Here is an 18,104-nt window from a genome sequence, read left to right on the forward strand (position 1 = left end):
AAATTCATTCAATTAAAATATCTAACATGACTGAGTCTAATGAGTATTATTATAAAAAAAACGAAAACTACGAAATAGTTGGTCTTTGTATGGAAGTACACAGAATACTCGGACCTGGTTTACTTGAAATTGTTTATAAAGATGCTTTAGAAATAGAATTCAGAAACCATAATATTCCATATGAAAGAGAAAAAGAGTATAATGTGGAATACAAAGGAATTATTTTGCCTCATAAATTTTATGCCGACTTTGTGGTTTATAGCGATATTATTCTAGAAGTAAAATCAATAAAAGAAATCAGTAATGATCATCTTGCACAGACATTAAATTATATGAAATTAGCCGACACTCCCATTGGAATAATAGCAAATTTCCAAAACAAATCGTTAGTTCACAAAAGATTAATAAATACCTAAAATAATAAATTTGCGATAATTTGTGTAATTTGTGGTTGAGAAAAAAAATATGGAATCAGTTCAAAACATAAAACAACGATTTGAGATTATCGGGAATGACCCGAAGCTCAACCGTGCGATAGAAAAAGCCATTCAGGTAGCTCCAACTGATATTACTGTTTTAGTAGCTGGAGAAAGTGGTGTTGGAAAAGAGAATATTCCTAGAATTATTCATTCGCTTTCGCACAGAAAACACGGAAAATACATTGCCGTAAACTGTGGAGCCATTCCTGAAGGAACGATTGACAGTGAGCTTTTCGGACATGAAAAAGGCGCTTTTACCGGCGCAACCAATACACGTGAAGGTTATTTTGAAGTAGCTGACGGCGGAACTATTTTCTTGGACGAAGTTGGTGAACTGCCTTTAACTACTCAAGTGCGTTTGTTACGTGTTCTTGAAAATGGCGAATTTATAAAAGTAGGTTCTTCCCAGGTTCAAAAAACTGATGTACGAATTGTAGCCGCTACCAATGTCAATTTATTTGATGCTATCGAAAAAGGGAAATTCAGAGAGGATTTATATTATCGTCTAAGTACGGTGGATATTACTTTGCCCCCTTTACGCGATCGAAAAGACGACATTCATTTGTTATTCAGGAAATTCGTCGCTGACTTTGCCCATAAATATAAAATGCCGCCTTTAAAACTGGACGAAAACGCGATCCAATTATTGCAGAAGTTTCGTTGGAGCGGTAATATTCGTCAATTGCGAAATGTAGCCGAACAAATCTCTGTTTTGGAAACGAATCGTGATATCTCAGTCGTGACTTTACAATCATATCTGCCAGTTCTGGGAAACAATTTACCATCTGTGATAAAGGATAAGAAAAGCGAAAGTGATTTTAGTACCGAAAGAGAAATTTTGTACAAAGTACTTTTTGATATGAAAAGTGATTTGAACGATTTGAAAAAATTAACTTTGGAATTGATTCAAAACGGCGTGTCTAAAGTTCAGGAAACCAATCAGAATTTAATAAAAAAAATATATGGTTCGAAAGAAAATGACAGTGAAATAGATTTTGAAGAAGAACCAAGATCAGCCTTAATCACTACTCAAAACAATGAAGAGCTGTATCAGGAACATGATGATAATTATCTTTTTGCAGAAACAATCGAAGAAGAAGAAACGTTGCGTTTAGAGCAAAAAGAAATCGAAATGATTAAAAAATCATTAGAAAAAAACAAAGGAAAACGAAAAGCTGCCGCAGACGAATTAGGCATTTCTGAAAGGACTTTATATAGAAAAATTAAACAATTTGACTTGTAGTTTTTACCACAAAAGCGCTAAGACACAAATGATTTAATTCAAAAAGAATATCTTTGACCCGAGCGTTAGCAAACCGGCGAAGCAAATTTTAAAATAGAAAATGAAATATATAAAACTTATTCTGCTTTCAATAATTATAGTAAGCATCAACAGTTGCTCGGTTTATAACTTTACCGGAACTGGTAAAATTGATGCCGAAACATTTCAAGTTGGCTTTTTTCAGAATAACGCTGAATTAATTGAACCTGGTATTGACAGAACATTTACATTAGAACTTCAAGATTTAATCCAGAATCAAACCAATTTAAACTTGGTCAAAAGTAGTGCTGATTTGACTTACGAAGGAGAAATTGTAGATTACAGAATAAGTCCAATGACTGCTACTGCAGATCAGCGAGCAGCTCAGAACCGATTAACGATTCGAGTGAATGTTCGTTTTACTAATAAGAAAAAAGAAACAGATGATTTTGAAAAACCATTCACTTTTTTCTACGATTATCCTGCGGAACAACAATTGACAGGAGCAACTTTGAACAGTGCTTTAAGGGAAATTTTTGAAAGAATTACACAAGACATCTTTAATGAGTCACTTGCAAAATGGTAAATGGGTTTAAATTCGATAATTTGTTGATTCGGTTAACCGAGGAACAAACAAACGAATAACCAAATAAACGAATACCCTTTATGAACGTAACCGATTATACTTATTTGATTAATAAACCTGATGCTATCCATGAGAAGCAAACGGAAGCTTTGGAAAAAGTACTCATTGAGTTTCCTTATTTTCAAAGTGCCAGAGCAATACAATTAAAAGGACTTTACAATCAAAACAGTTTTAAATACAATACTGCTTTAAAAATTACTGCAGCACATTCAACTGACCGCACTATTTTATTTGACTTCATTACTTCGGATACGTTCACTTCGATTCAAAAAGGTCTTTACGATAAAAAAGCACTAGAAATTCTTGATATAAATGTAGTCGACAGTGAAACTATTGTTACTGAAGAAAAAACGGAATCTAAAATAAATTCTTTAGAAAGATCCATACTCACATCAATAAAAGAAGCTTCTGCTGTCGATGTTGATGATGCTTCAAAAACTACCGAAGAGAAACTGGCAATTGGAAAACCTTTAGATTTCTCTAAAAGTGAGCAACATTCCTTTCAAGAATGGCTTCAACTTTCCCGCACTGAACCTATCCAAAGAGAGAAAGAAAGTGCTATTAATTTACCACTTCCTGTAATAGATGAAGATAAAAGAAAGAAATTAGAATTAATCGATAAGTTTATTGAAGCCAGTCCAAAGATTTCTCCGGTAAAACATGGAGTTGCTTCGACCGTTACTTTTGACTTAAATGCAGCAGATAATTCTTTCTTGATGACAGAGACTTTGGCCAGAGTATATTTAGAACAAAAAAAATATCAAAAAGCGATTCAAGCTTATGAAATATTAATTTTGAAATATCCAGAAAAAAGTAGTTTCTTTGCAGACCGCATATCGGATATTAAGATTTTACAACATAATAATAATTAAACAATGAGCACATTTTCAATTTTTTTAGTTTTAATAACTATAGTTTGTTTTCTATTAATCGTAGTTATCATGGTTCAAAATCCTAAAGGTGGAGGATTATCATCTACAATAGGTGGTTCTCAAATGTTAGGTGGAGTACAAAAAACAACTGATTTTTTAGACAAAAGCACATGGACATTAGCAACTATACTAATTGCACTTATATTACTTTCTAGCTTAAGCTTTACAGGAACATTAAGTGATACTGATTCTAAAATCATCGAAAACACAGGAAGTGCAGCACCAGCTACAAACACGCCAGCAGCTCCTGCTCAAAATACTCCTGCTGCAACAAATCCAGCAGAATAAATTATTACAACATATTCTAAATGCCAGCCTGTCAAAGCTGGCATTTTTTATAAGAAATTATGTCAGTTTCATTACGATGGCACAATTTCTGAAATCTCTATAAACGTAATAAAAATAAATACTAAAAAAATATACAATCATGGCTTTAAACATTAAACCACTTTCAGACAGAGTTCTTATCGAACCCGTTGCAGCTGAAACAAAAACTGCTTCAGGAATTTTTATTCCAGATACAGCAAAAGAAAAACCACAGAAAGGAACTGTTGTTGCTGTTGGAAACGGAACAAAAGAACACACAATGACTGTGAAAATTGGTGATTCTGTGCTTTATGGAAAATACGCTGGAACTGAATTAAAACTAGAAGGAAAAGATTATTTGATCATGCGTGAAGACGATATTTTAGCAATAATATAATCGAATTAACAAATAAACGAATTAACAAATAAAATTAAAATGGCAAAAGATATAAAATTTGATATTGAAGCACGTGACGGTTTAAAACGTGGTGTTGATGCATTGGCAAATGCAGTAAAAGTAACGCTAGGACCAAAAGGTCGTAATGTAATTATTGGAAAAGCTTTTGGCGGACCAAACGTTACTAAAGATGGTGTTACCGTTGCAAAAGAAATTGAATTAAAAGATCCATTGGAAAACATGGGTGCTCAAATGGTAAAAGAAGTAGCGTCAAAAACTAATGATTTAGCCGGAGACGGAACTACAACTGCAACTGTTTTGGCACAAGCTATTGTAAAAGAAGGTTTGAAAAATGTTGCTGCAGGTGCAAATCCAATGGATTTGAAACGTGGTATTGACAAAGCCGTTGAGGCTATTGTAGCTGACTTAGCGAAACAAGCAAAAGTAGTAGGAAGTGATTCTGAAAAAATCAAACAAATTGCTTCAATTTCTGCCAACAATGACGAAGTAATTGGTGAGTTAATCGCTACTGCTTTCGCAAAAGTTGGAAAAGAAGGTGTTATCACTGTTGAAGAGGCTAAAGGAACTGATACTTATGTTGATGTTGTTGAAGGAATGCAATTTGACAGAGGATATCTTTCTCCTTATTTTGTGACTAATTCAGAAAAAATGGAAGTAGAATTGGAAAATCCTTACATCCTTTTGTATGACAAAAAAGTTTCTTCTTTAAAAGAATTATTACCAGTTTTGGAACCAGTTGCTCAATCTGGAAAACCATTATTGATTATTGCTGAAGATGTTGATGGTGAAGCATTATCTACATTGGTAGTAAATAAATTACGTGGAGCCTTGAAAATCGCTGCTGTAAAAGCACCTGGTTTTGGTGACAGAAGAAAAGCTATGCTGGAAGACATCGCTATCTTAACAGGTGGAACTGTAATCTCAGAAGAAAGAGGATACACTTTAGAAAACACGACTATCGAAATGTTAGGAACTGCTAAAAAAGTGACTATCGATAAAGACAACACTACAATTGTAAGTGGTGCTGGCGAAGCTGATATGATTAAAAATCGTGTCAACCAAATCAAAGGTCAAATGGAAGCGACAACTTCTGATTATGACAAAGAAAAGTTGCAAGAACGTTTGGCTAAATTAGCTGGTGGAGTTGCTGTACTTTATGTTGGTGCTGCTTCTGAAGTAGAAATGAAAGAGAAAAAAGACAGAGTTGACGATGCACTTCACGCAACTCGTGCTGCTGTTGAAGAAGGAATTGTTGCTGGTGGTGGTGTTGCTTTATTGAGAGCTAAAAATGCACTTAGCACTATTAAAGCTGATAACGCTGATGAAGCAACAGGAATTCAAATTGTATCTCGTGCAGTTGAATCTCCATTGAGAACTATTGTTGAAAATGCAGGTCTTGAAGGTTCAGTTGTTGTTGCAAAAGTTGCTGAAGGAAAAGGTGATTTTGGATACAACGCAAAAACGGATGAATATGTTGACATGCTTAAAGCAGGTATTATTGATCCTAAAAAAGTAACTCGTGTAGCATTAGAAAACGCAGCTTCGGTTGCCGGAATGATATTGACTACTGAATGTGCTTTGATTGATATTAGAGAAGATAATGGCGGTGGAAACCCAATGGGTGGAGGTATGCCAGGAATGATGTAATACCATCAATCCCTCATAAATAAAAAACCGTCTCGATAAATTGAGACGGTTTTTTTTATGATAAAAAATTATTAATTATTCTTGAGTTTTTGACTTTCTGCTGAACTTATAAATTACCGGTAAAACAGTAATCCCAACTAAAGCTATAACAATTATTTCGATGTGCTCTTTCAAATCAATTTGATAATTTTCAAGTAGAAAACCATATAAATAATGTCCTGCGAAAATCAATGTGAATGACCAAATGAAAGAACTTAAAATGTTATAAAACATAAATTTCTTTTTGTCCATAGAAACAATCCCAGCTACTATTGGTGCAAAAGTCCTAAATATTGGAAGGAATCGAGCAAAAATAATTGCTTTACCTCCGTATTTTTCAAAGAAATCTTTTGATTGAACCAAATATTTTTTCTTAAACCAAAAACTATCTTCCTTATTGTACAAGTAATAACCGCTTTTTGAACCAAACCAATATCCAACAACATTACCCAAGATACCTGCTAAAGCCACAAGTGTTGATAAAAGAACAACATTCGCAAAATCATTTTCAATGAATAAAATGTTTTCTATTAAATCACGGCTGTAAATCCCTGCTAAAAACAACAAACTATCTCCTGGTAAAAAGAACCCCGCAAAAAGACCTGTTTCTGCAAAAACAATAAATAAAACTATATAAATACCCAATTTAATTCCATTAACATCAAAATGAATATAAAAAAGCGGGTCAATCAAATTCTTCCAATCAAAGTCGTTCATTCTACGGTGTTTTATGCTAAAATTATTCGTGCGTGAAAGTACGGATAATATATCTTAACCACAATTTATGCTACTATTTTAAAGTTTTATTAACTATTTAAATTAGCCGAATTAACTTTCCATTGTCAACAATCAAATATTGTTTTTTTTATTCGGGATTCAAGCGCTTTAAAAACATGGCTTTTTATAGTCAACTATCATAATTTCATTCAAAAAAACATTAAAAATATGGCATTAAAAAAACCAAAGCTTTCACTTTGGTTTTCTTTAAAATTATTTTCGCTCATATTGGCAACAAGTATGAAGCTTTTCATAATCTTCCTTTAATGCCTTGACTTCATCTGTATCGTGACCTGCTTTTGCAATCGCTTTTTGAATCGTTAAAACATCCGTTTTCTGTTCGTTTGCAATCAAGTATAAAGTGCCACAATCCATATGCCAATCGGCAGATTTCACTCCCGAGACACTTAATGCCGCTTTTTCAATTCTCTTTTTACACATTTCACAATTCCCGCTCACATGAAATTCAACTTTAGCATTTTTATTTTTCACTTCTTGAGCCTGAACTGTAAATCCAACAAATGTCAGTAACAGCACTATAATTATATTTTTCATAATTTAAATTTTTTAAGACTATTTAATTTTAAAACGTAAACCCGCATAATACATTTGTCCAAAAACTGGACCATAAACTATTGACGCATCAAAAGTAGGACCAAATGGATTTTCATTACCCAAGATAACGTTATCTTGTTTGTAATTTCCAATATTTTCTCCGCCAATATAGATTTCAAAAGTAGAAGAAAAAGTTCTGGTAACTTGTATATTCATCACAGAAAATGAGGGTGAAAATTCTGATAGCCTATCTTCTACGGGATTTGTTGATGTATTGGGCAATTGTTGTTTTCCAAGCCAATTGAAAGTATAATCAAACTTCCATTGTTTTCCTTTATCCAAAATATGGGTTTCATATCCTAAATTCCCAAAGAAACGATGTTTTGCCTGCAATGGCCTTTGATACGTTCCTGACAAATAATCCGCTTGAATATCATAGTACTTGTAGGATGTTCTCAAATTAAAATGTTTGGCTAATTCATAATTAAACTCTACTTGCAAACTATTGGCATACGATTTCCCAATTAAGTTATAAAACAATACCTGTTGCGGACTTTGGATCACATCAACAACTGCCTGGTTTTGAAAATCGGTTCTGTAGAAATCAAACCCAACATCAGCATTCTTACCAAAAAGTAAAAAGCCCTGCATAAAACTCAGCCCGTAATTCCATGCAATTTCAGGATTCAAACCGTATATTTTTCCATTGGTATCCAAAAAATCAAAGGTTCTTGAACTTGCCAAAAGCTGTTGATTTTCGGCAAAAACATTAGCGTTTCGTTTCCCTCTTCCTGCTGAAAATCGCAAAACACCTTTCTCCCAAGGATTGTATCGCACATGCAATCTTGGCGTAGCAAAAGTCCCCAAACGATTATGATTGTCTATTCTACCGCCAAGAACTGCGCTAAAATTATCCGTGTTATCATAGGTATATTCGAAAAAAGCGCCAACCGAATTATCAATCCTGCTGTAATCATTTGTATTGACAAATTCACCGTATTTGTCATAGGTGAAGTTCAGACCCGTTGAGAATTTATGTCTCGTATTATTGATAATCGAATTAAAAATCAGGTTCGAATAATAACTTTTTTGTTTGATATTATATTGATTTAACCCAAAATAAGAATTTTGATCATGACTGTTAAAAGCATTTTGAAAACCAATACTCTGATACGGCATATCCGGAAAAACATACCCTAATTTAGTGGAAACATCAAGCCGTTCCGTATTGATTTCGGAGCCCCAATAATTAGTTGTCCCCTTATCTCTATCAGGGTCAAAATTTAATTCTCCTGTTTGTTTTTGATCATTCATATATCGGAAGTTGATGAAACTTACCCATCCTTTTTCGGCATTGGTATATTGCCAACGGTTCAAAAAATTGATTTGTTTTGCCAATGGATTGTCCAGAAAACCATCATCATTCATATCGTTTTTTGAAACCCTCGTGTTTCCGTGAACAAACAAGCTGCTATTCCATTTCCCAGAAAATTTCTTGTTGAAATGCGTGTTTAATTCGAATCGGGAATCTGTTGAACCATACGCATTAAGAAAAAATGGAATATCGCTGATGGGCTTTATCAATTCGGTATTAATTTGTCCTGAAATACTTTCGAAACCATTAACTACACTTCCGGCTCCTTTGGTGATTTGAATACTTTCGACCCAAGTTCCCGGAGTGAATGACAATCCATAGGCTTGAGAAGCACCACGCACCGAAGGAATATTTTCCTCTGTAATCATCAAATAAGGACTCGTTAATCCCAACATTTTTATTTGTTTCGTTCCCGTCAAAGCATCCGAAAAATTGACGTCGATTGAAGGATTGGTTTCAAAACTTTCTGCCAGATTACAACAAGCAGCTTTGAGTAGTTCTTTGCTTGTTAGTACTGTAGTATTAGCCGTTAAGCTATATGATTTTTTTAAACTTTTACTGTTGCCTTTTACTTTTATCTCCTGCAAAGTATCTTGAGCAAAAGAATTAAAAGCGCAAAAGAAGAACAATAAAAGTATTGAAATTTGTTTTTGCATGATTGATTTTTAATGTTTGAAAAATGTAAAATCACAAAGCTGTGATTCAAGTTTTTATAGAAACATTAAAATTACGCGTAGAAAATATATTGGTGGTATAATTTAAAAAAAGGAGGCGCATTTGCATCGCAGTAATACGAAAGAAATGGACTATTTTTAAAATTTGAAACAAATGAAAACACAGAAGGATTCCATTCATTCATTTGAAATATAAAATCGGGATGAAAAGAGACTGTTTTTTGAATTAAATCATCTGTCTTCTTTTGAAATTTAACCTCTTTGTCTTTGCAACAATGTGATTCTTTTTCAACAATCCCACAACAATATTTTTCTAATTTTTGGTCCTGAACTGGCGTTTTAAGAGTTACCGAAGTAATCTCACTTCCACAATAACGAACATTAAATGCTAATCCCACATTGGAAACCAATACGAAAAAAGCCACAAGTGTACTTATATGTTTGTTGAAATTCACCTTACAAAATTAGTGATTTTATCACATCAAAAAAATCAAATTATTGAAAATTTATAAATCACACTCTTGTTTCGTCAAAAAAATATGCGAATACACTAATTAATTAAATTCAGACCTATTAGTCTATCCGCTACTTTCCAAATTAAGCTCACACAGCCTTTTCGGAGGTATTGCTACATTAAAAACTATTAATTATATAAAAATAACTAAAATAAAAATAATGTAAGATTAACTCGTTGGGTGTAATTAATAAAAATTTCAATTAGTCTTAAATAAAAAAAAGAATCACATAGAAACAAAGAAAAAAAGTCGGATGGCCAAATTCTTAGTTTCACATAGCTCTGGTTTTCTCTAAAAAAGTAAGCCCCTTCAAAATTTAAATATCTATGTTTCTATGTGGTTTAAAAAATAAACAAATTGAAATACACCTAACGGGTAGAGATTATAACTGATTTTGTTTTTGATAATAAAATCCCGGAACAAATAATAGGACGAAAATAGGCTGAATCAAAAACCTGCGAACGTAAAATAAAACCCAATTACTATTTTCATTCGAGAAGTAGATTATGTAGAAAAAAGCAACAATTAGAATCACAAAAAAAAAGCAATACAACACGAGAGCAAATTTAACCATCGCGAGATCTTTGAAAAGGATACAAATAATCCCCAATGAAACAATTGTATTCAATGTATAACGAAACAATAGTCCTAAAAATAATTGGGTTAAATCGAAACTTGGCAATCTTAACTTGGTAAAATCTTTTTTGAAGAAATCAAGAAAAGGATCATAGAACAACTGATTTTCAAAAGCGCGAACAAGGACTAATAATACAACTAAAAAAAGAAATTGTACGAACCTCAATTTGTTATTTAATATCTTTTGAAGCATATCTTGAAAATTTACGAACCCAAATTAACCACAACATAAAAACTACACCATAAATATACAAAGGAAAAAGGACTCCGTGTAAAAACGGTTCTTGTTTTGGGAAATAAAAAATAAGTGCACTTAAAGTCGCTATTCTCAAAACATTCAACACATAAATAAGCAGGCTTCCGCCAAAAATAAAAAACAGTGTCGTTTTTAGTTTTCCTGAAAAAGCAACCACAAATGAAATGAACAAAATAATTACACTAATCGCATTACAGCCTTCAACAATTCGGGCAACGTATTTCTGATTATAAAATAACTTCATATAAGGGTGCCCATCACTTTCCTCAATTGAAGATCCGCTATTGAACACTTGCAACACTTGCTCCGTATTTTTACTCACAATTCGCGTAATAGCATCTATTTTATTTTTTTCAAAACCAATAAGATAGCGCTGGTACAAAAAAGTCAACACAATGTAAGTCAAAAAAAAGGTTGCCAAAAAAAGCAAAAAAGGCTTGTAGAGAATAAAATATTTTTTCAAAATCTATTTTTTAACAAATTTATGTAATTTTTGAAACTGGCTTTAAATACTTTTGCATAAATAAAATTTAAAAATATGACATTTCAAGAATTACAACCAAAAGTAACCGAAATCACTTTAAATACAACGCTGTCAAGAGACGAAAAACTTTTAGCTGTTTGTGAGTTTCTGAGTAACTCCGTTGATTATTATAATTGGGTTGGATTTTATTTTGCTAATCATGAATCTAAAACATTGCATTTAGGACCGTATGTTGGAGCAGAAACAGATCATACTGTAATCCCTTTTGGAAAAGGAATTTGCGGACAAGTGGCAGTTTCTAATGAAAACTTTGTCGTTCCAGACGTTGCAGCACAAGACAATTATATTGCATGTAGTTTTACCGTTAAATCAGAAATAGTAGTACCACTTTTTGTAAATGGAGAAAATATAGGACAAATTGATATTGACAGTCATGTCTTAGATCCTTTTACTGAAGATGATGAAAAATTCTTGGAATTTGTTAATCAAGAAATTGCGAAGTTATATATTGATTTAAAATAATTCATAATTCCTTCGCCAGTTCACAAAATAAAGAAAGCTTTATTTTGTTCGTGTCATAATTATTTTTTACTTTTGCACCCGTCTTACAATAGATGTAGGGCATACATAAAAATCATTAAACAAATATTGGAATGTATTTAACTAAAGAGATTAAAGAAGAAATCTTCGCTAAACACGGAGAAAAAACAAACACTGGAAAATCAGAAGCACAAATTGCTTTGTTCACTTTCAGAATTAGCCACTTAACTGAGCACTTGAAAAAAAATCGTCACGATTATAACACAGAGCGTTCATTAGTACTACTTGTAGGTAAAAGAAGATCTTTGTTGGATTACTTGAAGAAAACAGAAATCAACAGATACCGTGAAATTATCAAAGTATTGAATATCAGAAAATAATCAATATAAAAGAGGTGCGAAAGTGCCTCTTTTTGTTTTTATATACAATAATAAAAAAAGTTTGGTTTTTCATTGGGTTTTAGGCATTAACTACGCACAACAACAACTACAACACAACTAGAACCCATGTTTAACTAATAAATTAAATTTATGATTCCACAATTATTTGTAGAAAGTATCGATTTAGGTGATGGAAGAAACATCACAATCGAGACAGGTCGTTTAGCCAAACAAGCGGATGGATCTGTAGTAGTAAGAATAGGTAAAACTGTTATTTTAGGAACAGTTGTATCTTCAAGAAAAGCAAGTCCAGGTATCGACTTTTTACCACTTACGGTAGATTATCGTGAAAAATTTGCTGCAGCAGGACGTTTTCCTGGTGGTTTCTTCAAAAGAGAAGCGCGTCCAAGCGACAACGAAGTGTTAACAATGCGTTTAGTAGACCGTGTCTTGCGTCCACTTTTCCCAGATGATTATCACGCTGAAGTTCAAGTGATGATTCAATTAATGTCTTATGATGAAGATGTGATGCCAGATGCTTTAGCAGGTTTAGCCGCTTCAGCAGCATTAGCTTTATCTGACATCCCTTTCGAAACTTTAATTTCTGAAGCTAGAGTTGGAAGAATTGATGGTAAATTCGTCATCAATCCAAGTCGCGCACAATTAGCATTATCTGATATAGATATGATGATTGGAGCTTCTATGGATTCTATCGCGATGGTAGAGGGTGAAATGAAAGAAATTTCAGAAGCAGAAATGTTAGAAGCAATTAAATTTGCACACGAACACATTAAAAATCAAATTGCTGCTCAACTACGTTTGCAAGCTGCTTTTGGAAAAAAAGAAGTTCGTACTTACGAAGGAGAAAAAGAAGATGAGGCTATTTATGCTAAAGTAAAAGCAGCATCTTACGATAAAATTTATGCTATTGCAAGTAAAGGCTCTTCAAAACAAGAACGTACTGCTTCATTTGCAGAAGTAAAAGAAGAAGTAAAAGCATTATTTACAGAAGAAGAATTGGCAGAAAATGGCGATTTAGTTTCTAAATATTTTTACAAAACAAACAAAGAAGCAGTTCGTAACGTAACCCTAGATTTAGGAACGCGTTTAGACGGAAGAAAAACTACAGAAATCAGACCAATCTGGTGTGAAGTAGATTATTTACCATCGGTACACGGATCAGCATTGTTTACACGTGGGGAAACTCAAGCTTTGGCAACGGCAACTTTAGGAACATCTAGAGAAGCAAACCAAATTGACTCTCCATCAGAACAAGGTGAAGAGAAATTCTACTTGCATTATAACTTCCCTCCTTTCTCAACTGGTGAAGCTCGTCCATTAAGAGGAACTTCAAGAAGAGAAGTAGGTCACGGAAACTTAGCACAAAGAGCATTAAAGAACATGATTCCTGCTGATTGTCCTTATACAATTCGTGTCGTTTCTGAAGTATTAGAATCTAACGGTTCGTCTTCTATGGCTACAGTTTGTGCTGGAACATTATCATTAATGGATGCTGGTATTCAAATGATTCGTCCAGTATCTGGAATAGCAATGGGATTAATTACTGATGGAGAACGTTTTGCTGTATTGTCTGATATTCTTGGTGATGAAGATCACTTAGGAGATATGGACTTTAAAGTAACTGGAACTTCAGTAGGAATTACAGCTTGCCAAATGGACATCAAAATAGACGGTTTGAAATATGAGATTATGGAAGCAGCATTGGCACAAGCTCGTGACGGTCGTTTACATATTCTTGGAAAATTAATCGAAACTTTAGCTGAGCCAAAAGCGGATGTTAAAGCATATGCTCCAAAAATAATTACAAGAACAATTCCTGGTAACTTTATTGGTGCTTTGATTGGACCTGGTGGAAAAGTAATTCAAGAATTACAAAAAGCTACTGGAACAACTATCGTAATCAACGAAGTAGATGAGCAAGGAGTTATCGAAATCTTAGGGACGGATCCTGCTGGAATTGAGGCAGTATTGGCTAAAATTAAGTCAATCACTTTCAAACCACAAATGGGAGAAGCTTACGAAGTAAAAGTAATCAAAATGCTAGATTTTGGTGCAGTTGTGGAGTACCTTGACGCTCCAGGAAATGAAGTATTACTTCACGTTTCTGAATTGGCTTGGGAAAGAACAGAAAATGTTGCCGATGTAGTAAACATGGGTGATGTGTTCATGATTAAATATTTAGGTTTAGATCCTAAAACTCGTAAAGAGAAAGTATCTAGAAAAGCCTTAATGCCAAGACCTCCACGTGAGGAGAAAAAAGAGTAATCAATTCTTAGTTTACTAAAGGTTTATTTATAAAAAATTCCGTTTCATGTATTTGAAACGGAATTTTTGCTTTAAATTAAATTATTTTAGAAACTATTGTAACTTTTTAGTAACTCCATACGTATAATCATTTGTACACTTAAAAATTGAGGAGACAAAAAAACATGAGACAACTAAAAATCACCAAGCAGGTAACCAATCGTGAAACTGCTTCATTAGACAAGTATTTACAAGAAATTGGAAAAGTTGACCTTATTACCGCTGACGAAGAGGTAGAATTAGCACAAAAGATTAAAGCCGGTGACCAGAAAGCATTAGAGAAATTAACAAAAGCCAATTTACGTTTCGTGGTTTCGGTAGCAAAACAATATCAAAATCAAGGATTAACACTTCCCGATTTGATTAACGAAGGAAATTTAGGATTGATAAAAGCAGCACAACGTTTTGATGAAACACGTGGTTTCAAATTCATCTCGTATGCCGTTTGGTGGATTCGTCAATCTATCTTACAAGCATTAGCGGAACAATCTCGTATCGTTCGTTTGCCTTTGAACAAAATTGGTTCTATCAACAAAATCAACAAAATGTACGCTTTATTAGAGCAATCTAACGAGCGCCCACCATCTGCTGAGGAAATTGCAAAAGAACTTGACATGACCGTAAATGACGTAAAAGAGTCTATGAAAAACTCTGGTCGTCACTTATCAATGGATGCGCCTCTTGTAGAAGGAGAAGATTCTAACCTTTATGACGTTTTACGTTCAGGTGAATCTCCTAATCCAGACAGAGAATTAATCCACGAATCATTGCGTACCGAAATAGAGCGTTCATTAGAAACATTAACTCCAAGAGAGGCCGATGTAGTTCGTTTATACTTTGGTCTTGGTGACCAACACCCAATGACATTAGAGGAAATTGGAGAAACTTTCGACTTAACTCGTGAGCGTGTGCGTCAAATCAAGGAAAAAGCAATCCGTAGATTAAAACACACTTCAAGAAGTAAAATACTAAAAACGTATTTAGGGTAATACAGTCAAATGCTACAAAGTCAAAAATCATATCGTCCAACAACAGTATGATTTTTGACTTTCAGCTTTCGACTAATAAGTAACGACGGTCTGATTAACTGTTCGTTTTTTGATTGATGATTGAAACTCCGGCTGATTACCGGAGTTTTATTTTTTTTTGTCAAACAAAACTCCAGTCTGTTCGCATAAATGCTCGGGTTTAGCTTCGCTCTGTTCGGCTTTCAGTCTCGAGTCCAGAGTTTTATTTTTTAAATCGGAATTGCTTTCACTTTTCACTTTTCACTAATATGGCGTAACCCTCCGTAAAAACTTCGGGTCGGGCTTTCGGCTTTATCTCTCCGCTAGGCTACGAGGATACCGCCTCTATCCCTTACGCGCAATGTATGGACAACTCGCGAGTTGTCCCTTCTAAAAAAATTTCTGCAATTGGTCTAAAAAAACTACTTTTGCACAAACAACACAAACTGTAAAGATGTACTGCAGTTCATCTCTACATAACAACTACACAATGAAGAATACACTTATTGCACCATCAGTGCTTGCTGCCGATTTTGGAAACCTGCAACGCGACATCGAAATGATTAATAACAGTGAAGCTGATTGGTTTCATATTGATATTATGGATGGCGTTTTTGTTCCAAACATTTCTTATGGAATGCCAGTTCTGGAAGCCATTAACCGACATGCAAAAAAAACAATTGACGTTCACTTGATGATTATTGATCCTGACCGTTACATTAAAACTTTTGCTGAGTTAGGAGCAAATGTTCTAAGTGTACACTATGAAGCTTGCACGCACCTTCACAGAACGCTACAAGCTATCAAAGCGGAAGGAATGAAAGCTGGAGTTGCTATCAATCCACACACTAATATTGACTTACTGGAAGATGTAATCAATGACATTGATTTAGTTTGTATTATGAGTGTGAATCCAGGTTTTGGAGGACAATCGTTTATAGAAAATACGTATGCTAAAATTGAAAAGCTAAAAGCTCTAATCACTAAAAAAGGCGCAACTACTATCATTGAAGTTGATGGTGGTGTAACCAATAAAAACGCAAAACGATTAGTGGAAGCCGGTGCAGATGTTCTCGTAGCCGGAAGCTTTGTTTTCAAAGCAGAAAACCCAACGCAAACGATACAAGATTTAAAGAAGCTAACAAACTTCTAAAAAAATGGCGCTTTAAGCGCCATTTTTTATTCCAACTATTCTTCTTTAAAATTAATCATTCTTGAAATATGAGCATATAATTCCGGATGTTCCTTTTTGAAAACATGGGGAGTCTCATAAAAATGCTCCAAGATAACCGATAAAAATTCGAATTGATTTTCATAAGCATACAATCTAAAATAATCTGTTCGAGTCAACTCGTTATTTAAAACTGGATCGCTGTAATATTTTACGACTTCATTGAATTCATCAAAAAAGATAATCGCACTTGAATCATTACTTCTTAGGCAATGAAAATGCAACACATGAGAAAACTCATGTAAACCCAGATTAATATTATCATTTGAGGTTAAATGACCCAATAAAAAATCTTCCCACGAAAAAACGACCGCTTTCATTCTAGGATTAAATTCTCCTTTATGATACGTTTCGTTCACGGTAGAAAAGTAACTGGAAGGATAAATTATTATTTTATTGAACAAACTAACAAGATAATTTCTCATCCCAAAACTTAACATCACATATGTTCCCGCAATGAGCATTCTCATCTGTTCTGTAACAACAGTTTCCTTTCCTATAAATTCATATTTAGCAACAAACTCATTTATTCGATGCTCAAAATACACTTTCCTCTTTGAAGAAAGCCTATTATAAAACGGAAAATCATTTACTAAAATCTGACGTTGACTTGGTTCTAATTTTTTAGAAAAAGGATACCAGTGAATATAAATTGGTTTATTAAACAGTAAAATATAAGCTGGCTCCACTACTCTAAAAATTAAAATAAGGAGAAATAATGTTCCAAAAAGCACCAAAATGAAAATTTGTAATGACATATTCTACAACTATTTTAAAATGAAAAATGCTTCAAAAGAATTTCAAGAAAACTTGACTTTTTGAAGCATTTCAATTTGTATTTGTGGCCGCGACAGGGTTCGAACCTGCAACCCTCAGAGTCGAAATCTGATATTCTATCCAGTTGAACTACGCAGCCATTTGATTTTAGATTACTGATTAACGATTTTAGATTTATGAACTAAAATCGTTAATCTTGAATCATAAAATTTATGTCAATAATTTTTTTACTATTGTAGAAATAGTTTTTCCTTCGGCTGTACCACCTAATTGAGCTGCTGCTAATCCCATCACTTTTCCCATTGAAGCAATTCCTGCTGCACCAGTTTCTGCAATAATTTTTGCAATCACTGCTTCTACTTCAGCTTCACTTAATTGTGCCGGTAAGAATTTTTCTATTACTGCAATTTGAGCCAATTCTGGTTCAGCTAAATCCAAACGGTTTTGCTCTGTAAAAATTCTAGCACTTTCCTTTCGGGTTTTTACCAATCGCTGAAGTAATTTAACTTCGTCATCTTCTGTTATTTCTTCCTTAGATCCTGATGCTGTTTGCGCTAATAGGATTTCAGATTTAATTGCTCTTAAAGCTTCTAATGCAACTATATCTTTGGCTCTCATGGCGGTTTTCATTTCGTCCATGATTTGTACTGATAAACTCATATCCTTTATTGTTAATTTAGTTAATCGATTATTTGTTTAATCGATTGTAAAATGCTAATTATGGGAACAATTTTTTTTTGCCCCAGATGGAGTAGAAAGCCTTTTAGGAGAAAATGTATTTTTTCATGTACTTAAAAAGCGACTTTAGAAGCTCTTTTAAGTGCGTAGAAAAAAACATTTTTGA

Annotated in this window: 20 protein-coding genes and 1 tRNA gene; 12 read left to right on the forward strand and 9 right to left on the reverse strand. The window is 33.7% G+C overall.

Annotation, left to right across the window (positions count from 1 at the left end; genetic code table 11):
- Positions 1-26: 26 nt before the first annotated feature.
- The 7 genes from ACNQF6_RS03840 (at position 27) to groL (ending at position 5,689) form a co-directional block, all read left to right on the forward strand.
- Complete coding sequence (locus ACNQF6_RS03840) at positions 27-416, forward strand: GxxExxY protein (protein ID WP_282710666.1); 390 nt, start codon at positions 27-29, stop codon at positions 414-416.
- A gap of 49 nt (positions 417-465) precedes the next feature.
- The gene (locus ACNQF6_RS03845; RefSeq protein WP_417963403.1) at positions 466-1,722 is read left to right on the forward strand and encodes a sigma-54 interaction domain-containing protein; all 1,257 of its coding nucleotides are present in this window, start codon (positions 466-468) and stop codon (positions 1,720-1,722) included.
- 100 nt (positions 1,723-1,822) lie between these two features.
- Positions 1,823-2,326, forward strand: a complete 504-nt coding sequence (locus ACNQF6_RS03850) for an LptE family protein (protein ID WP_417963405.1) — start codon at positions 1,823-1,825, stop codon at positions 2,324-2,326.
- A gap of 80 nt (positions 2,327-2,406) precedes the next feature.
- The gene (locus tag ACNQF6_RS03855) at positions 2,407-3,258 is read left to right on the forward strand and encodes a tetratricopeptide repeat protein (protein WP_417963407.1); all 852 of its coding nucleotides are present in this window, start codon (positions 2,407-2,409) and stop codon (positions 3,256-3,258) included.
- A gap of 3 nt (positions 3,259-3,261) precedes the next feature.
- Positions 3,262-3,606, forward strand: a complete 345-nt coding sequence (gene secG, locus ACNQF6_RS03860; RefSeq protein WP_099714465.1) for a preprotein translocase subunit SecG — start codon at positions 3,262-3,264, stop codon at positions 3,604-3,606.
- Positions 3,607-3,745: 139 nt separating this feature from the next.
- Positions 3,746-4,021 (forward strand): co-chaperone GroES, encoded by a 276-nt coding sequence (locus tag ACNQF6_RS03865; protein WP_007137725.1) that lies wholly within the window; start codon positions 3,746-3,748, stop codon positions 4,019-4,021.
- 39 nt (positions 4,022-4,060) lie between these two features.
- A complete protein-coding gene (gene groL, locus ACNQF6_RS03870) occupies positions 4,061-5,689 on the forward strand; it encodes a chaperonin GroEL (protein WP_417963410.1) in 1,629 nt (542 codons plus the stop codon).
- Positions 5,690-5,764: 75 nt separating this feature from the next.
- Here groL and ACNQF6_RS03875 read toward each other — a convergent pair whose 3' ends face one another.
- From ACNQF6_RS03875 to xrtF, 6 genes are all read right to left on the reverse strand, one after another.
- Positions 5,765-6,445 carry a DedA family protein gene (locus tag ACNQF6_RS03875; protein WP_099714462.1) on the reverse strand — a complete coding sequence of 227 codons (681 nt, stop codon included), beginning with the start codon at positions 6,443-6,445 and terminating at the stop codon, positions 5,765-5,767.
- A gap of 273 nt (positions 6,446-6,718) precedes the next feature.
- Positions 6,719-7,060 carry a heavy-metal-associated domain-containing protein gene (locus ACNQF6_RS03880; protein WP_417963413.1) on the reverse strand — a complete coding sequence of 114 codons (342 nt, stop codon included), beginning with the start codon at positions 7,058-7,060 and terminating at the stop codon, positions 6,719-6,721.
- Between the two features lie 18 nt (positions 7,061-7,078).
- Positions 7,079-9,091, reverse strand: coding sequence for a TonB-dependent receptor plug domain-containing protein (locus tag ACNQF6_RS03885; RefSeq protein ID WP_417963416.1), 2,013 nt, complete (start codon positions 9,089-9,091; stop codon positions 7,079-7,081).
- Positions 9,092-9,162: 71 nt separating this feature from the next.
- On the reverse strand, positions 9,163-9,564 hold the full coding sequence (locus tag ACNQF6_RS03890; RefSeq protein ID WP_417963418.1) for an HYC_CC_PP family protein: 402 nt from the start codon (positions 9,562-9,564) through the stop codon (positions 9,163-9,165).
- 442 nt (positions 9,565-10,006) lie between these two features.
- Positions 10,007-10,453, reverse strand: coding sequence for an exosortase F system-associated membrane protein (locus tag ACNQF6_RS03895; RefSeq protein WP_417963420.1), 447 nt, complete (start codon positions 10,451-10,453; stop codon positions 10,007-10,009).
- Positions 10,431-10,979, reverse strand: a complete 549-nt coding sequence (gene xrtF / locus ACNQF6_RS03900) for an exosortase family protein XrtF (RefSeq protein WP_417963422.1) — start codon at positions 10,977-10,979, stop codon at positions 10,431-10,433. Before xrtF ends, ACNQF6_RS03895 begins: the two co-directional genes overlap by 23 nt.
- A gap of 75 nt (positions 10,980-11,054) precedes the next feature.
- Here xrtF and ACNQF6_RS03905 point away from each other — a divergent pair, with 75 nt between their 5' ends.
- From ACNQF6_RS03905 to rpe, 5 genes are all read left to right on the forward strand, one after another.
- Complete coding sequence (locus ACNQF6_RS03905) at positions 11,055-11,522, forward strand: GAF domain-containing protein (protein ID WP_417963424.1); 468 nt, start codon at positions 11,055-11,057, stop codon at positions 11,520-11,522.
- 131 nt (positions 11,523-11,653) lie between these two features.
- Complete coding sequence (gene rpsO, locus ACNQF6_RS03910; protein WP_066079886.1) at positions 11,654-11,920, forward strand: 30S ribosomal protein S15; 267 nt, start codon at positions 11,654-11,656, stop codon at positions 11,918-11,920.
- 150 nt (positions 11,921-12,070) lie between these two features.
- A complete protein-coding gene (locus ACNQF6_RS03915; RefSeq protein WP_417963426.1) occupies positions 12,071-14,206 on the forward strand; it encodes a polyribonucleotide nucleotidyltransferase in 2,136 nt (711 codons plus the stop codon).
- Positions 14,207-14,370: 164 nt separating this feature from the next.
- On the forward strand, positions 14,371-15,234 hold the full coding sequence (locus tag ACNQF6_RS03920) for a sigma-70 family RNA polymerase sigma factor (protein WP_007137700.1): 864 nt from the start codon (positions 14,371-14,373) through the stop codon (positions 15,232-15,234).
- A gap of 508 nt (positions 15,235-15,742) precedes the next feature.
- Positions 15,743-16,405 carry a ribulose-phosphate 3-epimerase gene (gene rpe / locus ACNQF6_RS03925; protein WP_417963429.1) on the forward strand — a complete coding sequence of 221 codons (663 nt, stop codon included), beginning with the start codon at positions 15,743-15,745 and terminating at the stop codon, positions 16,403-16,405.
- A gap of 35 nt (positions 16,406-16,440) precedes the next feature.
- Here rpe and ACNQF6_RS03930 read toward each other — a convergent pair whose 3' ends face one another.
- The 3 genes from ACNQF6_RS03930 to ACNQF6_RS03940 all read right to left on the reverse strand — a co-directional run bounded on the left by ACNQF6_RS03930 (position 16,441) and on the right by ACNQF6_RS03940 (position 17,920).
- Positions 16,441-17,241, reverse strand: a complete 801-nt coding sequence (locus ACNQF6_RS03930) for a zinc-dependent peptidase (RefSeq protein ID WP_417963432.1) — start codon at positions 17,239-17,241, stop codon at positions 16,441-16,443.
- Positions 17,242-17,325: 84 nt separating this feature from the next.
- Positions 17,326-17,399: transfer RNA gene (locus ACNQF6_RS03935), tRNA-Arg, on the reverse strand.
- A 71-nt stretch (positions 17,400-17,470) separates the two neighbouring features.
- On the reverse strand, positions 17,471-17,920 hold the full coding sequence (locus ACNQF6_RS03940; RefSeq protein ID WP_417963435.1) for a GatB/YqeY domain-containing protein: 450 nt from the start codon (positions 17,918-17,920) through the stop codon (positions 17,471-17,473).
- Positions 17,921-18,104 lie beyond the last annotated feature (184 nt).

Origin of the sequence: Flavobacterium pasteuri (assembly GCF_048286615.1) — a bacterium.
Taxonomy (GTDB): Bacteria; Bacteroidota; Bacteroidia; order Flavobacteriales; family Flavobacteriaceae; genus Flavobacterium.